This window comes from Paenibacillus dokdonensis (assembly GCF_004916975.1).
In the GTDB taxonomy this organism is placed as follows: domain Bacteria; phylum Bacillota; class Bacilli; order Paenibacillales; family Paenibacillaceae; genus Paenibacillus_AQ; species Paenibacillus_AQ dokdonensis.
Map to the genome: position 1 here is coordinate 2,176,364 of NZ_STGQ01000001.1, position 23,154 is coordinate 2,199,517.

The 23,154-nt window shown below is 43.2% G+C and carries 18 protein-coding genes and 1 pseudogene; all 19 read left to right on the top strand.

The window, feature by feature from the left end:
* Window positions 1-152: 152 nt before the first annotated feature.
* The 19 genes and pseudogenes from E6W40_RS10075 to E6W40_RS10170 all read left to right on the top strand — a co-directional run bounded on the left by E6W40_RS10075 (window position 153) and on the right by E6W40_RS10170 (window position 23,037).
* Complete coding sequence (locus E6W40_RS10075; protein WP_136605360.1) at window positions 153-812, top strand: response regulator transcription factor; 660 nt, start codon at window positions 153-155, stop codon at window positions 810-812.
* A gap of 3 nt (window positions 813-815) precedes the next feature.
* Entirely contained in the window at window positions 816-2,216 is a 1,401-nt protein-coding gene (locus tag E6W40_RS10080; RefSeq protein WP_136605361.1) for a sensor histidine kinase, read from the top strand.
* A gap of 61 nt (window positions 2,217-2,277) precedes the next feature.
* Window positions 2,278-3,366: a hypothetical protein gene (locus E6W40_RS10085; RefSeq protein ID WP_136605362.1), complete on the top strand. Its 1,089-nt coding sequence runs from the start codon at window positions 2,278-2,280 to the stop codon at window positions 3,364-3,366.
* 188 nt (window positions 3,367-3,554) lie between these two features.
* Window positions 3,555-4,979 carry an N-acetylmuramoyl-L-alanine amidase family protein gene (locus E6W40_RS10090; RefSeq protein WP_246072945.1) on the top strand — a complete coding sequence of 475 codons (1,425 nt, stop codon included), beginning with the start codon at window positions 3,555-3,557 and terminating at the stop codon, window positions 4,977-4,979.
* 332 nt (window positions 4,980-5,311) lie between these two features.
* A complete protein-coding gene (locus E6W40_RS10095) occupies window positions 5,312-5,959 on the top strand; it encodes a FusB/FusC family EF-G-binding protein (protein WP_136605364.1) in 648 nt (215 codons plus the stop codon).
* A gap of 157 nt (window positions 5,960-6,116) precedes the next feature.
* Window positions 6,117-6,425: a hypothetical protein gene (locus E6W40_RS10100; RefSeq protein ID WP_136605365.1), complete on the top strand. Its 309-nt coding sequence runs from the start codon at window positions 6,117-6,119 to the stop codon at window positions 6,423-6,425.
* 573 nt (window positions 6,426-6,998) lie between these two features.
* A complete protein-coding gene (locus tag E6W40_RS10105) occupies window positions 6,999-8,006 on the top strand; it encodes an ABC transporter substrate-binding protein (RefSeq protein ID WP_246072946.1) in 1,008 nt (335 codons plus the stop codon).
* A gap of 44 nt (window positions 8,007-8,050) precedes the next feature.
* Window positions 8,051-9,631, top strand: coding sequence for an AraC family transcriptional regulator (locus tag E6W40_RS10110; RefSeq protein ID WP_168928876.1), 1,581 nt, complete (start codon window positions 8,051-8,053; stop codon window positions 9,629-9,631).
* Between the two features lie 100 nt (window positions 9,632-9,731).
* Entirely contained in the window at window positions 9,732-10,814 is a 1,083-nt protein-coding gene (locus E6W40_RS10115; protein WP_246072947.1) for an ABC transporter substrate-binding protein, read from the top strand.
* Window positions 10,815-10,908: 94 nt separating this feature from the next.
* Entirely contained in the window at window positions 10,909-11,973 is a 1,065-nt protein-coding gene (locus E6W40_RS10120; RefSeq protein ID WP_136605367.1) for a FecCD family ABC transporter permease, read from the top strand.
* A complete protein-coding gene (locus E6W40_RS10125) occupies window positions 11,973-13,010 on the top strand; it encodes a FecCD family ABC transporter permease (RefSeq protein ID WP_425464918.1) in 1,038 nt (345 codons plus the stop codon). The genes E6W40_RS10120 and E6W40_RS10125 overlap by 1 nt, the downstream gene beginning before the upstream one ends.
* Window positions 13,011-13,066: 56 nt before the next feature.
* A complete protein-coding gene (locus tag E6W40_RS10130; RefSeq protein ID WP_136605368.1) occupies window positions 13,067-14,785 on the top strand; it encodes an ABC transporter ATP-binding protein in 1,719 nt (572 codons plus the stop codon).
* Window positions 14,786-14,920: 135 nt separating this feature from the next.
* Window positions 14,921-15,481 carry a histidine phosphatase family protein gene (locus E6W40_RS10135; RefSeq protein ID WP_136605369.1) on the top strand — a complete coding sequence of 187 codons (561 nt, stop codon included), beginning with the start codon at window positions 14,921-14,923 and terminating at the stop codon, window positions 15,479-15,481.
* Window positions 15,482-15,710: 229 nt separating this feature from the next.
* Entirely contained in the window at window positions 15,711-16,385 is a 675-nt protein-coding gene (locus E6W40_RS10140; RefSeq protein ID WP_136605370.1) for a response regulator transcription factor, read from the top strand.
* Window positions 16,382-17,749 (top strand): annotated as a pseudogene (locus E6W40_RS10145) (sensor histidine kinase). The gene E6W40_RS10140 and the pseudogene E6W40_RS10145 overlap by 4 nt, the downstream one beginning before the upstream one ends.
* A 178-nt stretch (window positions 17,750-17,927) precedes the next feature.
* A complete protein-coding gene (locus tag E6W40_RS10150) occupies window positions 17,928-18,899 on the top strand; it encodes an alpha/beta hydrolase (RefSeq protein ID WP_136605371.1) in 972 nt (323 codons plus the stop codon).
* Between the two features lie 70 nt (window positions 18,900-18,969).
* Entirely contained in the window at window positions 18,970-20,175 is a 1,206-nt protein-coding gene (locus E6W40_RS10155; protein ID WP_246072948.1) for an alpha/beta hydrolase family protein, read from the top strand.
* 112 nt (window positions 20,176-20,287) lie between these two features.
* Entirely contained in the window at window positions 20,288-21,481 is a 1,194-nt protein-coding gene (locus tag E6W40_RS10160; protein ID WP_136606927.1) for a transposase, read from the top strand.
* Window positions 21,482-22,056: 575 nt separating this feature from the next.
* Window positions 22,057-23,037: an alpha/beta fold hydrolase gene (locus E6W40_RS10170; RefSeq protein WP_136605372.1), complete on the top strand. Its 981-nt coding sequence runs from the start codon at window positions 22,057-22,059 to the stop codon at window positions 23,035-23,037.
* Window positions 23,038-23,154: the final 117 nt, after the last annotated feature.

Genomic DNA, 23,154 nt, shown 5'->3' on the forward strand with positions numbered 1-23,154 from the left:
GAGCATATACGCTTAAAAGTTCGCGGAAATCGCGGATTTTTTATTTTATGGACATGATGCTTATCCTCGGCATGCGACAAGAGCCGAGATACATAACTAAGGAGCCTAAGAACTTTTAATAGATAAACAATGCAATGTATGGAGGATTAATGATGGCAAACATATTGGTAGTTGAAGATGAAAAACCGATTAGCGACTTGATTACAATGAATTTAAAGCTTGTGGGGCATCAGTTTTTTAAAGCTTTCAATGGGATGGAGATGCAGGTAATTCTGGAACAGGAGAAGGTTGATCTCATTTTGCTCGACGTTATGCTGCCCGGTTTGGACGGTTTTGAGCTCATGAGACGCAATCGGCATTTAAATGTTCCGGTTATTTTTATTACCGCTAAAGATTCATTATATGACCGCATTACAGGGTTTGAACTCGGCGCGGATGATTATATTATTAAACCTTTTGAAATTTTAGAACTGCTTGCACGCATAAATGTGGTTTTACGTCGAAACGTACAGGAACATGACGGATTTATTGCCGAAGGTGTTGATGTCCGTTTGGCGGCACGTAAGATTTACAAGGACGGACAACTTGTCGACTTGACTGCAAGAGAGTTTGAACTGTTGGAGGTTTTGATTCAGAACAGAAATATCGCGTTGTCCAGGGACAAGCTGTTGGAGCTTGCCTGGGGATATGAATTTGAAGGCGATACCCGCACCGTGGACGTACATATCAGGCAGCTTCGCAAAAAACTAGGTTGGGAAGAACGCATAAAAACGATTTGTAAGCTTGGTTACCGTCTGGAATCGGAGGGATGAGGCATGCGATTTTGGCAGAAAACACTACTGGTCGTGCTTCTCTTGTTCATTCTTACCCTTGATGTAAGCGTAATGATGATCATGAAAAAAAGTTGGCAGCTTAATATGGAAAGAGAGATTCAAAGGGCATCCAGTGAGCAGGCATTAATTGCCAACAACATCTATGAAAATTTGAATTCTATCAAATCCCGGGGAATGTCTATCAATGATACCGTATTATTGGATGTTGCACGCTCTTATGCTGATTATTATCGGCAGCAGGGAATCGCTTTACAACTATGGGATCAGGGGCAGTTAGTATATAGTGACGAGTCTGATACAAAGGACATGCCCGTAATACGAAATGAACAAGCAGATAATGAAACGGTACACGAAGTTATCATTACCAAAGAGCTGCCAACTCCTTACAATCACCTCTTCCTGACATACCGGCGGGATATCGAGGAGCTGTATGCCAAACAAGCCGAATTGAATCGTTATTTTGTTTATATCAATTTTATCGCAAGTCCAATTCTTATTATTTTGCTGTATATCCTGATCCGACAGTTAACGAAACCTTTGCGGTTATTATCCAATACGACCAAAAATATCGCAGGAGGAAATTATGGTGAACGGGTAACTTTAAAGAACAACGATGAATTTGGTGAATTGGCGCAAAATTATAACCGTATGGCCGAAGCAGTGGAATGTCATGTAACCGAGCTTTCTGCTATGGCTGAAGCAAAGCAAAGAATTGTCGATAACCTGGCTCACGAATTGAGAACCCCTCTGACAAGTATGCAGGGTTTCGCCCAATATTTGAATTCCGCAAACATCGGCGAAGAAGAACGAATGACGGCTAGCGGTTATATCTGGAGCGAAACATTGCGATTGAAAAATCTGGTCTTTAAGCTGCTGGATCTCTCCATCCTAAGTCACCAGCCGGTAGAACGTACATCGGTGTCGGTTGTTGATTTGTTTGAATCTGTCTGGCGAACGGAACACAATAATTTGGAGATGGCCGGTATTAAACTTGTCCTCCAGGCTGAAATTGACAGCGTATGGGGAGATCGTGATCTACTAGCATCTTTTCTGATCAATTGCATTGAAAATTCAATTCACGCTTCATCCGAAGGTTCCGAAATCAGGTTTCTCGCTTATGAACAGAATTCCACGGCTGTACTGGAGGTGCGCGATTTTGGGAGAGGTATGAGCGCCAAGCAGGTGGAACTTGCGTTTGAGCCATTCTATCGAGTGGACAACGCCCGGTCGAGAGTACATGGTGGAGCAGGACTTGGTTTATCTTTATGCCGTCAAATTGCGGAAGAACATCAGGCGACGCTGTTTCTCGAATCCGAGGAGCATATCGGCACAACCATCCGAATTAACTTACAACTTCATAACAACAACCTTCTAACTCGATAACATTTTTAAATTAAGGTATGCATAGGCGGCCAAGCCTACTAAAAAAGTGGAGGTTATAACTGTGAACAACAAGAATGTCCTGGCGGCTCTCGCGATAATCACCATTTCTGGTGGATTGCTTGCAGTCAGCACGTTTGCGGTCCTGCATTTTGTTCCTACGCCTGTACCTGAACTGTATGGGGAATCCAAGCGGCAAGGGATACCTGCAATGACTTTAGCAAACAGCAAGATACCGATTTTAAAGGTAGAAGCGACAGTTCCGGTAACGACGGTTAGGGAATATCTGGAACAAACGATGACGGACGAGGATATTCAACAAATCTATCATTATTTTGACAACATCAAGGTTGAAGCGGAAGCAAGTAACCGTAAAATGACCGATCAGGAGGCTAAAAGACTGAAGGTATTGAAGGAACAATATTTTTATGAAGGTATTCGTCCTCAAAAACCTTTGCCCCTTAAAGAGGGAAACTATAGTTTCTATTTAGACTTGAGTAAAGCAGCTTATGTATATCCCGAGCGGCTTCTGACAGATGAGGAATTATTGCAGTATATTGATTGGTACTCCCGAGTGGATTTTGCTTTGAATAAACGGATCGTCAAGCCCCAGCCGGATACGAAAGATATAAGTGAAGCAGAGGCGTTGGCAAAAGCTCATGACAGTGTAACTCGTCTGTTTGATGTCGATGTCTCCAAACTAAAAATAATCACATCATATAATAAATTTGGCCCTGGGCAAATTGGAGAATGGTTTGTTCATTTTCAGCCTTACAATGCGGAGAGACTGCAAGCAAATGGAGAAACTTATTTTATGTATGATGTATTCATAGATTCCTTGACCGGGAATGTGTTCGATACCACTCTTTTCAATTCTAACTATAAGAGAACGCCCATCACAGCGGCTATGAAAGAGCAGATCAATCAGGATCACAGCTGGATTGATGCGTCTAAAACCATAGTAAGAGAGAAACAGGGTGAAACTCGTGTGATCACAAAGACGTCATTCATTGAGGATGTCAAATATGATCAACGTGGTGTTGTAGCCATATCTATCAACTTAGAAGACGGTAACTCATATATAGCAGAATTGCGATATCCCGAAAAAACGTTACGATGTCTTATATATGAACCAGCTCCAAAGAAGATATAGTCATAGGATATGTTTTATATAAAACAGAAAAATATTGCATGTGATAACATAGAACTCTTTCAGAATTGGTTTGTCTAATTAAATCATCTACAATGCATCACCAGACAAAAATCCCATTTCTATATTGAAGTGGGATTTTTGCGTCCATAAAGCTAGCATTAATGCTCAAGAAATCATAATAGAGGTGCATGATGAAAAAAGTCATTCTTTTAATGTTTTTATCCCTATTCTTTCTTATCGTTTTACCAGATCAAAGCCAGGCGGCAGCTAACCAATCTAAGATCATTTTAGACGATCAGGAAGTGATTTTGCCTTCTGATGTCCAGATCACAGTAATTAATCAGCATGTTATGATCCCAATTCGTGTTGTGACTGAGAATCTAAAGTTCAGAGTGGATTGGGATCAAAAATCGCATTCTGTAAAAATCCAGCAAAATTCAAATATAATTTCTTTACACGTTGACCAAAGAGAAGCAAAGGTAGCAGAGAAAACCGTAATACTGGATATAGCTCCTCAAATTCTGAATAAAAGTGTAGTCGTTCCTATACGCTTCGTAAGTGAAGAGATGGGACTCGCTGTGACTTGGGACAATAAGGATAAAATAGTATATCTGACAAGTAATAACAATCATTCTGCTCCAACTGAAGATTCTACTCCCCATTCAGAAAACAATGAAAAAGTATCGTTAAAACATCTCAACGAAATTAATTTTTTGAATAACCAACTCGTTGTAAGATTGGATGGTAAAGTTACCCCAATCATTTCACATTTAAAAGATCCTCAGCGAATAGTTGTTGATTTACCTGATACAACGTTTGGTGATTTATCTCAACGATTAGATTCGGGATCTGTGGGCAAATTGGATCTTCAAGGTCAACCCAATGTATCGGAAGTTAGATATTCGTTATTTAATCGTGATCCAGATCAAGTCAGAATCGTGATTGAATTAAAACAAGCTAGTGGTATCGAGGTTAATCATGAATTTATCGGTGATCAACTGGTTATTGATTTAAACGATACCAGTGATTTCGAATCTCCTATTCAAGCGCCATCAGCAGGTGAGCAGGGCAGAAAGATTGTAGTGATCGATCCTGGCCATGGAGGAAATGATCCGGGGACGACAAGTATTTCAAATAAACATGAGAAAGATTTTAATCTTGCTTTATCTCTAAAAGTCCAAGAACTCCTGTTGAAGGAACCTGAAATCGAAGTATTGATGACCCGCGACAGTGACGTGTACCCCACCCGAACGGAACGTGTGTTGTTCGCCAATAAATTAAATGCGGACGTATTTGTATCTATACATGGAAACAGTGTTCTCGAGTCACCTCAAGCCAATGGTACAGAGACTCATTATTATCAGCGAAGCAGCAGTAGGGAGCTGGCTAATGCTATTCACAAGCGATTAATTAAAGCAATGGGTCTGAGAGACCGCGGTATAAAAGATAGCAGTTTTCAAGTCATTAGAGAAACAAAGATGGCTGCTGTCCTATTAGAAGCTGGGTTCCTGAGCAATATCTCTGATGAAAAAGCGATGCTATCCAATTCTGTTCAATACCAAGCTGCTCAAGCTATTGTCGATGGAATAAAAGAATATCTGAGCATCAGGTAAGTCATACAGGAATATGCAAACTGGCAATGTTATTTTTTTTTTTTGATTTACCAATGAGGTTTCACACATCGGCATCGAGCCCATATAGAGCAAATTGCACCCTTTGGGATTTCCTGCTATACTTTTCGCATGTATATATGATTGGGGGTTTTACTGTTGGCAACGCTGAATTGCTCATTTGCTAGGAAGTCCTCATGCAAAGCCTAATCTAGGGCGATACTTTGCGTGGGGTGCGATAGAATGAATTCGATCGCCCAAACTTACTTTATCGTTTCTAATAACGGGCTTTGCACCTTATGATTTTTTTATTAAAAATAAGGGGCTGAAGAGCTATGAGTACACCATTTATTAGAAACCATCAATATAACATTATTAAGAAGCAAGCGGAATTTCTTCAGAAAACGCTGCGTACCGTCGCGGATCGGAGAGTCTTGGAGACTGTAAGATATCGTGCAGCTACGAATATTATTGAAGCATTTCCCGGTCTGACAAAGGATCAGCAGCGAATGCTGGAGCAGATATCGACCTTCGAGACGGCATTTGATTTCCAGAGATATCTTAGCGCATTGGAACCATATCTGGAGCCATATCCACCGATTACGCTGAAGCAGATTCAGAAGCTATTCCCTAAAAATAAAAAGTTGAAAATACCTGATCTAGGATCCATTGACTTTCGATATGTGACGTATCTGAGCTGGGTAGATATTGCCACAAACAAATTATTCATTGTCTATCCGTTCGAAGGACAGTTTATCGGCATCGAGGGAAGGATAACGCCGACACACAAGAAAGGTTACTGCCTGTTCTGTAATCGTCATCAAGAGCTTGCTTTCCTCGCGGTGAAGACTAAGCCTGCGAACGCTTTACCGGATCATTATTCTTCCATTGGACAATACGTTTGTATCGAGAACCAAGGATGTAATCAGAGTATTACCGATACAGCTTCACTGGAGAAGTTCATTCTCTCTGTTCGTAAATAACACTAAATAAAAATGGCTGCCCTTATGGCAGCCATTTTTATTCTATAATCCGTTCGAAAGTTGAACATTATAGGAATGCTTTAATAAATAGTGGTGAAAATTCACATAAGTTGTAGGTGAAAGATATCGTGAAAAGATATTATTGGGCGGGAATTATTTGTTTAATGCGTCTAGCCCTGCTTCAAAGGATATGGAAGTTCAGATGATGAAGATAAACAAACGACATGATATTGCAGAAGTGTTAAACCATTTAAACAAAATTAAACCAAACGATAGTGCAAAGCCATTAGACGGAAATTATACAATTATATTACATAAAACAGATGGTTCAAAAATAATGTTTGTCTATGTGGATGGGGTAGTGAAAACATCAAACGGATTTAAGGGCAAGGTGAAAAGTGACAACATTATTAACAGGGGTATGGTCAGAACTCAACTATCCTGTGCAAAATATGACTGGAAATGAACTCCCATCTTTAGAGTACTTGGGTTGAAGTGTCAAAAGAAGACTTGAACTCTAAATTATTTAGATGAAATCCACACCTGATGCTTCCCAGGTGTGGATTATTTTTGCGATATAGATGTATGTACCAAACACATCCCGTATAGTGCAATCAATCCTCATCAAATCCGTGAAAGAAGGTTGGGAAGCAGGTCTAACAGTTTTTCTCGGGTGCGTGCGTCCCCGTGATTCCATTCTTCTGCTTCCATGACATACATATAACCGCCCCGAACGGCAGGAAGGCTGCTCCATAATGAGGACTTTAGCATGGATGCAGCGGCATGCCTGGAAACAGGCTCCTCCCATAACGACCGTTTTAAAGAGAAAAATAGGGCTTTTGGAGTATCAGGAGGAGTGAAGAGAACGGTTCAGAAAGGTGAGCAATTGATATAGCGAAACTATTCGGAGAAATAATTGCATTTTTACCTGAAAAATTATCAAAAGACAGGGGTATACAAAAAAGAATTGTATGTATGTCAATCTCATGCTATATTGATAATGATTCTCATTATCAATATATTTAGAGGTGGATATATTTTGTCTAAATCACTGAGGCTTCATTTTTTACTGGCTTTTATTTTAGGATTAGCAATGCTTCTAGGAGCTTGCGGGAAACTAGATAGTAATACGAATTCCTCAAGATCGGAAGTGAAATCCGATGCTTCTGCTGCAATCTCAGAAACGTCTTCATCTGTCAAATCTGAATCCACTGAGACTGTGATATTCCATGCAGGAAACGGAGATATAAAAGTTCCTAAACGTCCGCAGCGCATCGTCGATTTGACGGATTTCTATACCGGCAATTTCCTGGCCATTGGGGTAAAACCCGTTGCCGTAGCTGCTGGAGCCATGGAGAGTCCATATTTAAAAGGCAAACTGGACGGGGTAGAGAATATAGGCAGTGAACCTTCACCAGAAAAGATCCTTGAGCTTAATCCCGATTTGATTATTACGTTCACAGGTATGGAAGGAATCGATAAGCTGGAACAAATCGCTCCAGTCGTAGCGTTCGATTACGGAAAGAAGAATTTTAAGGACCTGATGATTGATTTCGGCAAACTGACCGGGAAAGAGAACGAGGCAAAAGAATGGGTTAACCAATGGAATCAAAAAATTAGTGATTTAAAGCCAAAGGTACAAGCTGCTGTAGGAAACAAGACGGTATCGATCCTCAATCCTTACGCCAAAGGGTTATTCGTATTTGGCCATAACTATGGACGGGGTGGCGAAATCATATATAACGAATTCGAATTAAAGGCACCACCTGAAGTACAAAAATCAGTCATTGATAGCGGAATAGGATGGGCTACTATTTCTCTTGAGAAGCTTTCGGAATTTTCAGGCGACATTATCTTCACTTGCCCATGGACAGGGGATACGAGCGATCCCAAGATCGTTTATGACAGTGTGCTTTGGAAGGGGCTTCCTGCTGTGAAAGCGGGGCATGTATTTCAGCTGAATCCCAAAGGCGATACATATAACGATGCGATATATTTGGAAGCGCAGTTGGATTTCATCACAAATTCCCTGCTATCGGTTAAATAGAGTCTATGACCGATTCTATACATTACACGTACGGATCATCGGATATGGAATGGCTTCTTCATGCGCGGTTTAGACTGACAGAAGCTGTGGTGATGATGCATGAACACATGGCTGGTTATCATTTATTATTCAGTGAAAGCCCTAGTTATATTCTGATTGCTTCGGCCAACCGTCATGGGAGCATCGTGATAGATGGTATTTTGAGCGCCTTGACACCAGAGAAGGTGAATATAGTTCATCCCGGTCAGCGGGTCGAAATCAATTGCCCATCCATAGGGGAGCAGACGTTGTACATGCTCTGTTTTGAAATTACGGTGTCTGAAGAGGTCAATGCTGATCCGGATATTTCCAGGCTTACTATGGAGTTAGGCGTCGTATCGTCAGCTGAAAATTTGTTGTACCTATGCAAAAAAGTTGCAGAACATTGGCATACGAACGATATTGTGGACCGGTTTGCCAGCCAGGCCGGATTTCAGGATCTGCTGCATTTATTATTGAAGAGACAAGGACAACACGCAGATGCTCTTGATCAGGTCCGTCAATATATAAAACGACATTATCCGAGTGCACTTACAGTCGATGACTTAGCAAGAATGGCCGGAATGAGCCGGTATTATTTCATGAGATCTTTTAAAGAAAAGTATGACCAAAGCGCGATGGATTACCTCACGGAGATCCGCATGAACCATGCCAAGCAATTTATGGAGGAAGATGGCTCAACGCTCCGAGAGATTGCGGAAAAAATAGGCTATAAAGATCCGCAATACTTCAGCAGCCAGTTCAATAAACATACCGGAATTTCGCCCAGCATGTATATCGCGAACCGGAAAAACAAAATTGCTGCGTACAGTTGGCCCAACATTGGTCATTTATTGACGCTCCAAATCATTCCTTATGCGGCCCCGATTGATCAATTTTGGTCCGATGAATACCGCAGGAAATACCGCTTCGATGTAAAGGTGCCATTAAGCCATGACTATGATTTCAACCGGGAAGCTTTATGGCGTGCCAGGCCGGACATGATCATTGCTTTGGAAGAAATGATACCGGATGAGGAGAAAGAGAAGCTGCGCCAGATTGCACCCGTTTTGTTCCTGCCTTGGCATGGGGAAAACTGGAGGGTTCATTTGCAAATGACGGCGAGGTTCCTGGACAGGGAAATAGAAGGAGAAAAATGGCTGGCTCGTTATGAGAAAAAAGTTGAAAATGTACGAAAGCTGGTGCCGCATTCGTTCAAGCATGGTTCCTTGCTCATACTGAATTTTAGCTCTATTGGAATAAAGATTTGGGGAAGGAGGGCAGGGACCGTTCTATATGACGATCTGCAGATTGCTAGCGGCGAAGGTGTTGAACAGATTGAATATACTGAATTCGTAACTGCCGAGCAGTTGGAGACTTTCGATGCGGATGTTCTGTTGATTCACGTGATGAAAGACCATCAGTCCCAGACGTTATGGCTGCAGCTTCAGGAGTCTGAAACTTGGACGAAGCTGAAGGCTGTCCGAAATCAACAAATCTATCATACTTCGAGTCCGGCATGGATCTCAGAACCGATTTTGGAATACACAGCGAATCGTCACGAATATCTGCTGCAAGAGCTGTACCAGTTATTTAGTGCTTTATAATCATGAAAATTCAGCATTATTTCGTATTCCTATCCTCGCATAGCGTGATATATAATAATTTCTAGCGATAATGATTATCAGTATCAGTTATGGAGGGGAAATGATGTATCCAACAAAGAGACCCGGTATCGCAAGCTTGAAAGCGAAAAAGGGGCAGAGAAATTTCAGAGAATTTGCAATGCTGCTGACGATTATGCTTATAACCGCATTGGTCAGCGCTTGTGGAAATACAACAAATTCGGCAGGAGATACGGGCAAGTCCGATTCCCAACCGAACATGCAAGCAACCGCCATGGAATCCACCAAGGACAATGAAGCTGGGCAGTCCATCAAGATCAAGCATGGTTTTGGAGAAACGGAAGTCCCTCCGCATCCGAAACGGATCGCTGTGTTTGGTTTGGAAGATATCATGTTGTCCCTCGATGTTCCTATGGTGTACGCGTATGACTTCAAAGGATACTATCTGGATGACGCTCTACGGAAATTGAACATTCCTGTGTCGGATAACGCGGATTTTAAGCCTAATCTGGAGGCTATTCTCCAGACGGATCCGGATTTGATCATCGTGCAACAATATTCGATTGATCAAAAGGGCTATGATGAGTTGAGTAAAATCGCCCCTACGTTGGCTTTTGCTCCGGATGATTGGAAATCCTCGATCGTTGAAATCGGCAAGGCATTAGGAGTGGAGGATAAAGCACAGGCAGTAATTCAAGCCCATGAAGAAAAGCTGAAGCAGGTCAAGGAGAAAATTGTGCAAGCAGTGGGGAATGACAAGACGGTTGCTTATATACGTCCATCGGATAAGGATTTGCAGGTGTTTTTCCCAAGCTTCAATCTGGTTTATTCAGAATTTGGATTAAAGCCTGACGCAAGCATCTCCGATCTCCAAAAGAAATCCGAGGATGACTGGGGTATCAACTTGTCCCTTGAAGATCTTCCTTTGATTACGGCCGATTATGTTTTCGCGATCTATGGCGGTTCGATTGATACGGAGGATGCGTTCCAAAAAGAAACCGCAGCCTCCAAGGAGATCGAGAAACTACAGCTTTGGAAATCCATCCCGGCTGTGAAGAATAATCAAGTCTTTAAAGTATCGTCAAGACATTGGATGTCTTCCGGTCCGATTGCAGAGAGCAAGGAAGCTGACGATGTCGTGAATGCCATTACCGGCAAGCACTAGCGATTGCCCACAACAACACATGAATTTAAAGGGCCGCTTTAGCTGAAGCGGCCCTTTATGTTTGCGCTAAATATAGAATGCAAAGGTGGCTTTTATGAGTCTAAGCAAGATAGAAATCAACTTAACCAAACGTGACAACGACGTCAAGACGATCACACTCAGTTCCCGTCCATGGGCGGCGACGCTTGTTCTTGTCAGCGGATTGATTGTACTCATTCTAGGTATTGCACTATCCGTATCCTTCGGGGCGGCTGACATCAAGTTCATGACGGTATGGGAAGCGGTATTTCACTATAATTCGAAACTGACACAACATCAGATTATTCAAGAACTGAGACTGCCGCGAGTCCTCGGCGGCGCGTTGGTCGGCGTTTGCTTTGCCGTGGCGGGAGCGATTATGCAGGGGATGACGCGTAATCCGCTTGCTGATTCCGGACTGCTCGGACTGAATGCAGGTGCAGGTTTTGCCTTGGCTCTTTGCTTTGCATTCTTTCCGGGGCTGCCATTCATGTTTTTGATTTTATACTCATTTTTGGGTGCTGGTCTTGGCGCCGGGCTTGTCTACGGCATCGGTTCGATGGCCAGGGGAGGATTGACGCCGCTGCGCCTGATTTTAGCTGGAGCGGCCTTATCCGCACTATTGTCTGCGCTTAGCGAAGGCATTGCCCTTTACTTCCGCATCGGGCAGGATCTTGCTTTTTGGTATGCGGGCGGTATCGCGGGCACGAGCTGGCTGCAGCTCAAAATTATGTTCCCATGGGTAGCCGCTGCAGTCATAGGGGCAATTATCCTATCCCGGTCGATAACGATGCTCAGTTTAGGCGATGAAGTGGCGAAAGGACTCGGCCTGAGAAGCGGACCCGTGAAGCTGGCGGGTACCGTAATCGTACTCATTCTGGCTGGAGCAGCCGTATCGGTAGTTGTAGCTGTCGGATTTGTTGGTCTGCTTATCCCGCATTTGACACGGAAGTTGGTCGGGGTCGATTACCGGTGGATCATTCCTTGCTCCGCGGTGCTTGGAGCACTGCTAGTCGTTTTTGCAGATCTGGCTGCGAGAATGGTCAACCCACCTTTTGAGACGCCGCTCGGAGCACTCATTGCACTCATCGGGGTACCTTTCTTCCTCTACATTTCACGTAAAGAAGGGAGGGAGCTGTAATGATGCAGATGAGCAAAATGTCGCCTGAAGATAAACGCAAGCAAAAGCGAAATATTATCGTTATGATTACGCTTGGTCTGCTAATCATCATTTCCTTTGTCATGAGCATGAACACAGGCTTTATCCGCCTTTCGCCGCTAGATACGCTCCGAACCTTGTTTGGAGGCGGAACAGCCAAGGAAGAATTGATTTTATTCGATTTCCGTTTGCCTCGTATCGTCATCTCGGTTTTGATCGGTGCCGGACTTGCCGTATCAGGCTGTATCATGCAGGGGATTTCCCGCAATGCACTTGCCGATCCGGGAATTCTCGGTATCAATGCAGGGGCCGGGCTTGTCGTACTGCTGTTCGTTGCTTACTTTCCGACCACAGGCGCAGCTCCAGTATTCCTGCTGCCCGTACTTGCTTGGATCGGAGCAGGAGTAACCGCCGCACTCATCTTTTCATTATCGTACAAGCGTCATAAGGGATTATTACCAACTCGCCTTCTGTTAACCGGCGTTGCGGTCGCTGCAGGCATCAGTTCGGCAACGATCGTATTAACGCTGCGAATAAGTCCAGAAAAGTACCAGTTCGTTGCCACATGGATGGCGGGGAGTATCTGGGGAACAAACTGGAAATTCGTTTTGGCGCTGCTTCCGTTCATTATTGTTCTGCTGCCATTCGTTTTCTACAAAGCAAGAACGATGAACGTACTTAATCTGGGAGAGATCACAGCGACGGGCCTGGGCGCGCAGGTATCCAGGGAACAGGTTGTTCTGCTTGCCGCTGCGGTGGGGCTCGCAGGCTCTTGCGTTGCAGTAAGCGGTGGTATCGGCTTCGTTGGACTAATTGGTCCGCATGTGGCCAGACGCCTCGTTGGTCCGAAGCATCAAGTGCTGCTCCCTGCTTCCGCATTAACCGGCTCTCTCATGGTAATTCTGGCGGATATGCTTGGTCGCTTGATAATGCAGCCATCTGAAATCCCTGCCGGGATCATTGTCGCCATCATCGGTGCGCCGTATTTTTTATATTTGCTTGCCCGTTCAAGGGCTTAACATTGAAGTACCATACCAGTTCAGGCGTCTGTTCATATAGAAGGGAGTAAATACAAGTGCTGTGGAAATTTTTTGCTTATTATAAACCATATAAGACTTTATTTTTGGTTGATTTTTGCTGTGCCGTATTTGCAGGATTGTTGGAATTATGCTTCCCGCTTGTGGTCAACAAATTTGTCGATAATTTATTGCCAAGTGGGAATTGGTCGCTGATTTTCTGGGCCTGCGTAGGTCTCCTTGCCGTATATGCGCTCAATAGCGTTTTGCAATATATCGTTACATATTGGGGACATCAACTCGGAATCAATATCGAGTCGGATATGAGGGGCAAGCTGTTCACTCATGTACAGAAGCTTTCTTTCCGATTCTTCGACAATAATAAAACGGGACATTTGATGGCCCGTATGACGAGCAACTTGATGGAAATTGGGGAAATGGCCCATCATGGTCCGGAAGATTTGTTTATTGCCGCCATGACGCTTGTCGGTGCGTTTGTGCTCATGCTGCTGATTAACTGGAAGCTGGCGCTGCTGGCGGTCATTGTCATTCCGGGGCTTGTTTATCTGTCACTTTATTTCAACCGGAAGATGATCTACGCTTTTCAGCGCATGTTCAAGGATATCGGTGAATTTAACGCAAGAGTGGAAGATAGTATCGGCGGCGTGCGTGTCGTACAGGCATTTACCAACGAAAAATTTGAATCGAAGCGTTTTGCCGAGAATAACGAACAATACCGTCAGACCAAGTTTATTTCCTACAAAATTCAGGCTCAAAACTCATCCATCAGCTATCTCCTTATGCGGCTGGTCATTTTATTCGTGCTGGTTTGCGGCACATGGTTTGTTATAAAAGGAGAAATGACTAGCGGGGAGTTTGTCGGATTTTTGCTTTTATCCAATGTGTTTTTGGGACCGATCAACAAAATCAATTCTGTAATCGAGAGTTATCCCAAGGGAATGGCCGGCTTTAAAAGCTACTTGGAACTGCTGGAGACCGAACCCGATATCGCGGACTCTCCGGATGCCATAGAAGTAGGCCATCTACGCGGCGATATTCAATTCAGGAACGTGACGTTTGGTTATGAAAATGAAGCCAAGGTGCTGAATAACATTGATTTAAGGATCCGTGCGGGAGAAACCGTCGCGTTTGTCGGTCCATCCGGCGCAGGTAAAACCACGCTTTGCAGTTTGCTGCCGCGTTTTTATGAAGCGCAATCCGGAAAGATCACGGTGGATGGCATTGACATCACCCGAATGAAGCTTTCTTCCCTGCGTGGTCAGATCGGTATTGTGCAGCAGGATGTTTTTCTGTTTTCCGGTACGATACGTGAAAATATCGCATACGGAGACTTGGATGCAGCGGATGCGGAAATATGGGAAGCCGTCAGGCGGGCACGATTGGAAGAGTTTATCCGTTCACAGCCCGACGGATTGCATACGGTCATCGGAGAGCGCGGCGTGAAGCTGTCGGGCGGTCAGAAGCAGCGGCTTGCGATTGCTCGAATGTTCCTTAAAAACCCACCGATTCTCATTTTGGATGAGGCTACTTCCGCCCTTGATACCGAGACGGAAAAAGCGATCCAGCAATCGCTGGCAGAACTCTCGGCAGGCCGAACAACGTTGGTCATCGCACACCGGCTCGCAACGATTAAGAATGCGGACAGGATTGTAGTTGTCACGGAACAGGGAATCACTGAGCAAGGTAAGCACCAGGAATTGGTGGCTGCAGGAGGTGTGTACAGCAAACTGCATGAGGCCCAATTTGGTTCATATTGATCTCGAAAACAAGCGGGAGCTATTAGTATATCATAGTCTCTGGTTTTCTTATGATGTAATGTCCATAAGTGCCCAACTTGATGATGCTGTAAAACTTCTTAGTAAATAGTTTCCTTGAAAAATCGTTGAACTGACTTGAAGCGAAAGCATAAAAACAACAGGCTGCCGGAAACGGCGGCCTGTTCAGCTAATATAGAGACTACAGGAAGGAGTGTTGGGGTTTTTATAGAAGTCTATACAACCAGCGACCTGCAACGTGCAAAAGATACAGCAAATGAAATAGCCAGAGAGCTTAAGCTACCTCTTGAAATGAGCGAATACTGGAGAGAAACAAATAATGGTGTAATAGCCGGGATGCCACACGAAATAGTAGATGAAAGATTTCCAGGTCTCTATTTTTCGGCTTTACGGATGGATGAGAGATATCCTGGAGGAGAAAGCCCCATTGAGTTCTTCACACGAATAAGCGGGGCATTTTCAAAACTATGTAAAGAGCAGGAAGATAACCTTCTTACGGAAAATGTAATTGTTGTTACTCATGGTGGAGTAATAAATGTTATATACCATATCTTAAGAGGACTGGAGTGGACAAACAAAAGTGTCAAATTCCCGGCTTCATACACGAGTATTCATAAAATTGATTATCAAGTAGGGAAATGGGAATTCACATTAGAAAACGATGTTAAACATATATAGTTCAGTCTTAGCTATATTCTCGGAGGACAAGAACCTGTAGTTATTTCCAGAAGCTGCATCTTTCTTTGTAGCATCTGTTGTAGGAACTATTGCAGCCGGTTATGCTAACGAGAGGTTCACTTCTGATAATATCGTATCTAAGATTATTGGAAGAATAGGCGTATTTCAATTTTACTTATAGTATAATAGTTACTTCTATATAGGATGATAACAGGAAAAGAGGGAACGAATGCCTACTATACTGGTTGCTGACGACGATGCGAACATTCGCGAACTCGTTTGTTTATTTCTACGTAACGACGGATTCTCTACGGTCGAAGCCGCTGACGGCAAGGAAGCACTGACCGTCTATGCCTCAACCGTTGTCGATCTTGTCGTGCTCGATATTATGATGCCGATAATGGATGGGTGGACGTTATGCAGGGAACTCCGGAGAGCCAATCCTGATCTTCCGTTACTAATGCTGACTGCGCGAGGCGAGACATGGGAGAAAGTAAAAGGGTTCGATCTGGGAACGGATGATTATTTGACGAAACCATTCGATCCGCTCGAGTTAACAGTTCGTGTTCGGGCATTGCTCAAACGATACCGGATTGGCTCTACGCAGACGATTAAGTTCGGCAACGTCACCCTTGACCGGCAGACTTATAAAGTGATAAGAGGGACGGAATCGTTCACGCTCCCGCTTAAGGAGTTCGAATTACTGTATAAGCTCGCAGGCACACCTGGGCAAGTCTATACGCGGGAGCAGTTGATTGATCAGATTTGGGGGATCGATTACGCAGGCGACGATCGAACGGTGGACGTACATGTCAAACGCCTTCGCGAGAGGTTCGCGACGACACCTGATTTTCGGATCGAAACGGTGCGCGGGCTGGGGTACCGGCTTGAGGTTCACGAATGATCAAATCTTTATATATTCGTGTTGTTCTGACATTTCTCGTCTCCGTTATCGCGGGCACGGTCATTGCTTTTTATGCTTCTACTTGGATATTCGAAGACAAATTGAACCAGAATGCACAAATCAATTTACGCAACTTTGGTCAAGATGTCATCCGGATTTATAAGACGCTTCCGTTACCCGAAGCGGACGCGTTCGTGAGTGAAATGAAGCAGCTCAACTCCTATTATATTCGCATTTACGAAGCAACAGGTCAGTTCCAGTCATACGGTAAACTTAACGGACATAAGCCTGCTGCTGTGTCGATGGACAATCTCAAGAAAGTCATCGATGGAGGGGTTGTTCAAGACACGCCGAATGGGATTGCTACGGTCCTCTTAGGGTTGCCGTTGAAAACGGAGATGGGAACGAAAGCGATGTTTTTGGAAACGCTCGCCCCCCCATCTGCCTCTTTTGTCATCAAATGGGGATTGACCTTTGCAATCAGCTCGTTGATTGCAGGAAGCTTATTGATTCTCATCGCCTCTGTATTCCTGGTCAGACCGATCAAAAAGCTGACAAAAGCGACTAAACGTATCGCATCTGGAGATTTCAATATTAAGCTGAATATTAAACAGGCAGGTGAGCTGGGAACGTTGGCTCGAAGCTTCGAAGAAATGATGCATGATCTGCAGCAGCTCGAGCAGATGCGCAGGGAATTCGTAACGAACGTGTCGCATGAGGTACAATCTCCGCTCACATCGATATCCGGTTATGCGCTCGCCCTTAAGCAAGTCAATCTCTCAGATCAGGAAAGAAGCCGGTATCTGGACATTATCATCACGGAAGCGCAGCGGATGTCCAAAATGAGCGACAGCTTACTCAAGTTGAGTTTGCTCGAATCACAATCACAGCAGCTTCGTCTAGTCACGCTCAGCCTGGATGAACAGATCCGTCGGGTTATCGTGGCGCTTCAGCCGTAATGGTCTGCGCGTAATATTCATTTCGACCTCAATTTGAAAGCCGTCCGACTAATGGCAGATCATGATCTATTAAATCAGGTCTGGACGAACATCATCGGCAATAGTATTAAATTTTCCATGGATGGCGGCATCATTAACGTCAGCATCAAACAAGATATCAAATACGTGATCGTCCGAATATCCGACACGGGTATTGGTATTTCCTCGGAGGACCAGAAGCGTATATTCGAGAGGTTCTTTAAAGCCGATCGTTCCCATAGTCGTAAGTATGGCGGCAGCGGTATGGGTCTTGCCATCGTGAAGCAAATCATTTCGCTGCATCAAGGCGACATTCGAGTGGAGAGCGAGCCTGGTCAAGGAACGACATTCTTTGTCACTTTGCCAATTATAACCTCAATTGAGTAATTCAATTGTACGGCTTCATGCGCAAGCTTTCTTGCGTGTGAAGCCTTTTATTTTAGGTCAGTTCATATTCCGTTCATATTGTCGTCATGGGGAGTACATCTTCGTCAGATAAGCTTCTTTTAACGGCTTCTTATTCAAGACAGCCCAATATAGAGAAGAGGGACAGGAGTAGATGAACATGAAACCAATAGAAGAGGTAACGAAAAAAAGGATGCGTAAGCCGCTGCGTATTTTACTCAAAACCTTAGGCGCCATAGCCATAGCAATCGTGCTTTTTCTAGCCATTGTATTTCTCGTGAATGTTTTCGCAACAAAATCGGATCAAGCAAAAATCGTGCCGTACGGTCAACACGTGTCTGTGGACGGAAAAAATATGAATGTGTTAATTCAAGGCGATGGCAAGGAAACGATCGTGCTTCTGCCTGGTTATGGAACCGCTGCACCGGCGCTTGATTTTAAGCTGCTCATCGATGAACTATCTCCATATTATAAAGTTGTTGCCGTTGAGCCTTTCGGTTATGGATTAAGTGATGGAACTGAAAAAGATCGAACCACAGAGAATATCGTAAGTGAAGTTCATGAAGCGCTACAGCAGCTTAACATTAACCAATACATTCTCATGGGCCACTCGATTACAGGCATTTACGGCATTAATTATGTGAACAAATACCCTAACGAGGTGACTGCCTTTGTCGGAATCGATAGCAGTGTTCCAACTCAACCGGGTATGGATGTTAAATTCCCATTAAAAACGTTTGCATTTCTTAAAAAATCAGGTCTCCAAAGATTGATGGTCAATTTTGGTAGCAGTCCCTATGCTGGATTCCCATTTGATGATCGCACGGTAGAACAGATGACCATGCTGTCGAATATTAACTCGAATAGTTCCACGATGTTGAATGAGATGGACCATATTTCTTCCAATTTTAAAGGAGCTCAAGGTTTAACCTTCCCTAAAGACCTTCCGCTTCTACTCTTTGTACAAGCGGATAATCAAGATGTACCCGGATGGATTCCTCTGCATGAAGGGCAGATCAAAGACTCGGTACACGGAAAAGTAATCATTATGGAAGGCTCCCATTATTTGCACCATACCAAATTCAAAGAAATCGCTGAGGGCGTTAGAGTATTTATGAAAGAATCGAAATAAATAGAACAAATGGAAAGCCGTCCCTTTGGACGGTTTTCTACAGTCCTATTGATGGAAGAGGGGGATACAAATGAGATTATTTGAAATACTTTTAGTTCTATCCTGTTTGGCTTTACTACTCGATTTATTGTTTATTAAAAGAAGCGCACAGAAAACAGGAGTGCTTCTGAGTATAGGAAGCAGCGTTATATTCGTAGTTCAATTGTTGGTTGAGGGATACAGATGGCAGTTGCTTTTGGTATATATCATGACGGCTCTACTCCTACTCATCGTGTTATTCAGACATTCAAGAAAGATGCTAGATATAAAATTAGGGAAGATATTGAAATATATTTTATCTTCCATCATCGTCATTCTACTTGTTGTTTCTACCAGCTTGTCTGTATACTTGCCTGTCTTTCATTTGCCTAAGCCTGATGGTCCAGAGAAAGTGGGTACGCAAACATTTCATTTTACGGATCAAAACCGAGATGAAGTCTTAACTGAAGATCAAAGTGACAAGAGGGAGCTAATGGTTCAAGTTTGGTACCCTACTGAAAATAAGAATAACAACAAGCGTGAAGCGCTTTTTCCAAAAGATAAAGAAATGTTCAAAAAGTATATTCAGACATACGCTAAATCTTTAAACCTTCCCGATTTTGTGTTCGATTACTGGAAGTATAGTAAAACCAACTCTTATGAAAATGTAGAAATATTACCTTCTACAAGTCCATATCCCTTGGTACTGCTATCTCATGGTATGGGAACCAGTAGAGTTCTACATGCATCACAAGCTGAGAATCTTGCCAGTCATGGGTTTATCGTGGTCACAATCGATCATACGTATAGCACCTTTGCTACCATTTTTCCGGATGGTCATGTAGCGGACTATAAAACAAAGATAACAACAATAGATGATCGTGAAAGAATTGGGAATATATGGACGAGAGACGTAGAGTTTGTAATCAATCAAATTGAAAAGCTGAATTCAGGTACAATCGAAAGTCAATTTAAAGGGAAAATAGATTTAAACAACCTAGGCGTGATGGGGCATTCTTTTGGAGGTGCAACGGCGTTTAATACAACTTATTTAGATCATAGAATCAAGGCCGGGATCAATATGGACGGGTCACTATTTGAAGTGGAAAATAGAGATGTTATAAACAAGCCGTTTATGTTCATAAGATCGGGAAGTTTTAAAGACTGGTTAGTAGATTTTAAAAATAATAAAGATTCGGATAATGAAATAACTAAACAACTTTCAGATGAGCTGCACATTATTGAGTGTTTTGCATAAACTTGATCCCTTGATACACAAGGATTTCTAAGCATAAAAAAGGGACTTCACCCCAACTTGGAGAAGTTTTTCGGTGACCAAACCAAAAACCCCAAGAACGGAGGAAGTCACCTTGTATATTCTACAAGAAAGTCTATTTTCCTTTGAAGATATGCTAAAAATGAATTCAAAAGATCGATTGCCAATCTTCTTTGGCGTCTTGGATCTTCGTCCTTACGCCAAACAACTGAGAAGTTGTTCACCCCGAGGTGCTGATGGTCATTGTAGAGAAGGGATTTTACGTGCACTCTTAGCCGCACCACTTGAGCATATTCAAACTTTTACGGGCTTGCATCATCGTTTGGATACCGATCTTCGATTTCGCTATCAGTGTGGACTTCCGCTAGATCGCGAAGTCCCTTCCATCTCGACGTTAAGCCGAGTCTTCAGCGAGCTGACTAAGAAAAACCTGGCTAAGCAACTCTTCGAAGATCTGGTCAAACGCTGTCAGCAAGACGGCATTATTGATGGCAGCCACGTTGCAATCGATAGCGCCGCCATCCATGCTTTCGAAAAGAAGCAGCCCAAACGAAAAAGCGAGCAGACCGGCAATGCGAATTGGGGTGCGAAATTTGACTCCTTCGGAAACAAGGTGACTTGGTTCGGTTACAAGCTCCATTTGGCTGTGGATACAAAAAGCGAATTGCCGCTCGCACTGGAAGTCACGCCAGCGCATGTCAATGACGGGGAAATGGCACCGGGTTTGATTGAAAAGGCGGCTGTCAAAACAAAGGCGCGATTCTTTATGCTCGATGCGGGCTACGACCAAATGAAAGTTTACGAAGCCGCTCGAAACGTGAAGGCGCAAGCCATTATTCCCCTCAACCCCCGAGGAGAGAAAGAACCTCCTGCTGGGATGACATCAAACGGAACGCCTTGTTGCTCGATGGGATTCGCGATGACTTATTGGGGTGCTGACGGTGATTACTTGAAGTTCCGATGTCCTCACGCCACGGGTAAAGTTGATTGCCCGTTAGGAATGTCCGCCTGTTCGCCTTCCAACTATGGCATGGTCGTCAAAGTAGATGCAAAGGACGATCTTCGGCGATCTAGCAGCCCGCATCGGGATACCAAACGCTGGAAGGAGCTTTACAACGAACGTACCAGCGTGGAACGATGCAACTCCAGAATGAAAACCTATCTTACTGCAGATGACATGCATGTCTGGGGCATTCAGAAAGTAACGACTCACCAGTATCTGAATGCCATCGTCCTGCTTGTATCCGCTCTTTCTGCTACCACTAGAAAGAACCAAAACGCAGCTTAAAAATTTGCAAACGCTGAAATTCTGCAGGTCTGCCCATTTTTAGAATTGAGCCACTACAATTCCCCGGATGCAATTAGATTTTGCTGCCTTTCTAACAAAAACGGAATTATGCAAAATGCTCTATTAAAAATGTTATCAATCAGGGGGGAAATGCGATTTATATAGAAGGAACCCAGCACTTCAATTTCACGGACCTTCAATTCTATTCTGAGTTGATTAAACTGACTGGGATAACAGGAGATATAAATGGTAAAAGAGGATCAAGCATCGTAAATCAAAATGTACTCGATTTCTTTAATAAGCAACTGAAAGGAACGGGTGGAAATCTGATTCAGGGTCCGAACGACATGTATCCAGAGGTAAAATTTATAAATCCGGAAGACCTTTAACCGCGTAGAGTGACTTGCTACGGCGTCATGTGCAAGCTTCATTGCAAATGACGCCGTAGCATTTTTTTTACATATTCATGCTCCGTTCATATTGCCGCCATTGGGAGTACATATTCGTCGTATAAGCTTTTTATTACGGCGGTTTAAGATAGTCCAATAAACAGATAAAGACAGGAGAAGATGAGAGTGACACAAACAGAGGAAATGAAAACGAAGAATGGAACGAAATTAAAGAAAGCACGCAATATTTTGCTTAAAACCATAGGAGCAATTGTGATAGTCATTGTTCTTTTTCTAGGCATTGTTTATTCCGTTAATGTGATCAGTAACCTCTCGGAGCAAAAGAGAATAGAGCCCTATGGTCAGCATGTATCAGTAGACGGGAAAAATATGAATGTGTTGATTCAAGGAAATGGCGAAGAGACCGTCGTGCTACTACCTGGTTATGGAACAGCAGCACCTGCCCTTGATTATAAGCCGCTAGTGGAAGAGCTATCTCCATTTTATAAAGTCGTCGTGATTGAGCCTTTTGGTTATGGATTAAGTGATGTAACCGAAAAAGAACGGAGCATAGAAAATATTGTGAGTGAGACTCATGAAGCGCTTCAGAGTCTTAATATTGACCGATATATTCTAATGGCCCATTCCATTTCAGGCATTTACGGACTCGATTATGTGAACAAGTATCCAAACGAAGTAAGTGCATTTGTCGGAATCGATAGCAGTGTTCCAACGCAAGGCGGTACGGATGATGAATTTCCGACAGAAACTTATAAACTACTCAAAAACTCAGGTTTCTTCAGATTGCTAATGAAACTAAGCCCTGACCAACTTGTTACACCAATAGTTGATGATGAAACAAAAGAACAGATAAGAATCCTTTCTCTCAAAAACATGTTTAATCCCAACATCTTGAATGAAGGAGAAAATTTTAATCATAATTTTAAAGCAGCTCAAAATTTAACTTTCCCTAAAAATCTTCCTGTTATTTTCTTTTTACAAGCGAATGATACAGAGACTGAAGGATGGATACCACTGCATGAAGAGCAAGTCAAAAATTCTGTGCATGGAAAAGTAATAACAATGGAAGGAGAGCATTATTTACATCATACGAAATATAAAGAAATCGCTGAAAACTTTATGGGATTTATGAAAGAAATAAAATAATCGTTCACTTGACATGTCATCGTTCGGTGTCCTACACTCATTTAGACAACAAAAGGTGTCTTATTAGGTTAGTATGAAGTTTACTCGTTTGTATTACAGGAAATATTGATGAAAAGG

Coding starts and splice junctions, on each gene's coding strand:
- E6W40_RS10075 (WP_136605360.1), top strand. CDS start 153: ATGGCAAACATATTGGTAGTTGAAGATGAAAAACCGATTAGCGACTTG.
- E6W40_RS10080 (WP_136605361.1), top strand. CDS start 816: ATGCGATTTTGGCAGAAAACACTACTGGTCGTGCTTCTCTTGTTCATT.
- E6W40_RS10090 (WP_246072945.1), top strand. CDS start 3,555: ATGATGAAAAAAGTCATTCTTTTAATGTTTTTATCCCTATTCTTTCTT.
- E6W40_RS10095 (WP_136605364.1), top strand. CDS start 5,312: ATGAGTACACCATTTATTAGAAACCATCAATATAACATTATTAAGAAG.
- E6W40_RS10110 (WP_168928876.1), top strand. CDS start 8,051: ATGGAATGGCTTCTTCATGCGCGGTTTAGACTGACAGAAGCTGTGGTG.
- E6W40_RS10115 (WP_246072947.1), top strand. CDS start 9,732: ATGATGTATCCAACAAAGAGACCCGGTATCGCAAGCTTGAAAGCGAAA.
- E6W40_RS10120 (WP_136605367.1), top strand. CDS start 10,909: ATGAGTCTAAGCAAGATAGAAATCAACTTAACCAAACGTGACAACGAC.
- E6W40_RS10125 (WP_425464918.1), top strand. CDS start 11,973: ATGATGCAGATGAGCAAAATGTCGCCTGAAGATAAACGCAAGCAAAAG.
- E6W40_RS10140 (WP_136605370.1), top strand. CDS start 15,711: ATGCCTACTATACTGGTTGCTGACGACGATGCGAACATTCGCGAACTC.
- E6W40_RS10150 (WP_136605371.1), top strand. CDS start 17,928: ATGAAACCAATAGAAGAGGTAACGAAAAAAAGGATGCGTAAGCCGCTG.
- E6W40_RS10155 (WP_246072948.1), top strand. CDS start 18,970: ATGAGATTATTTGAAATACTTTTAGTTCTATCCTGTTTGGCTTTACTA.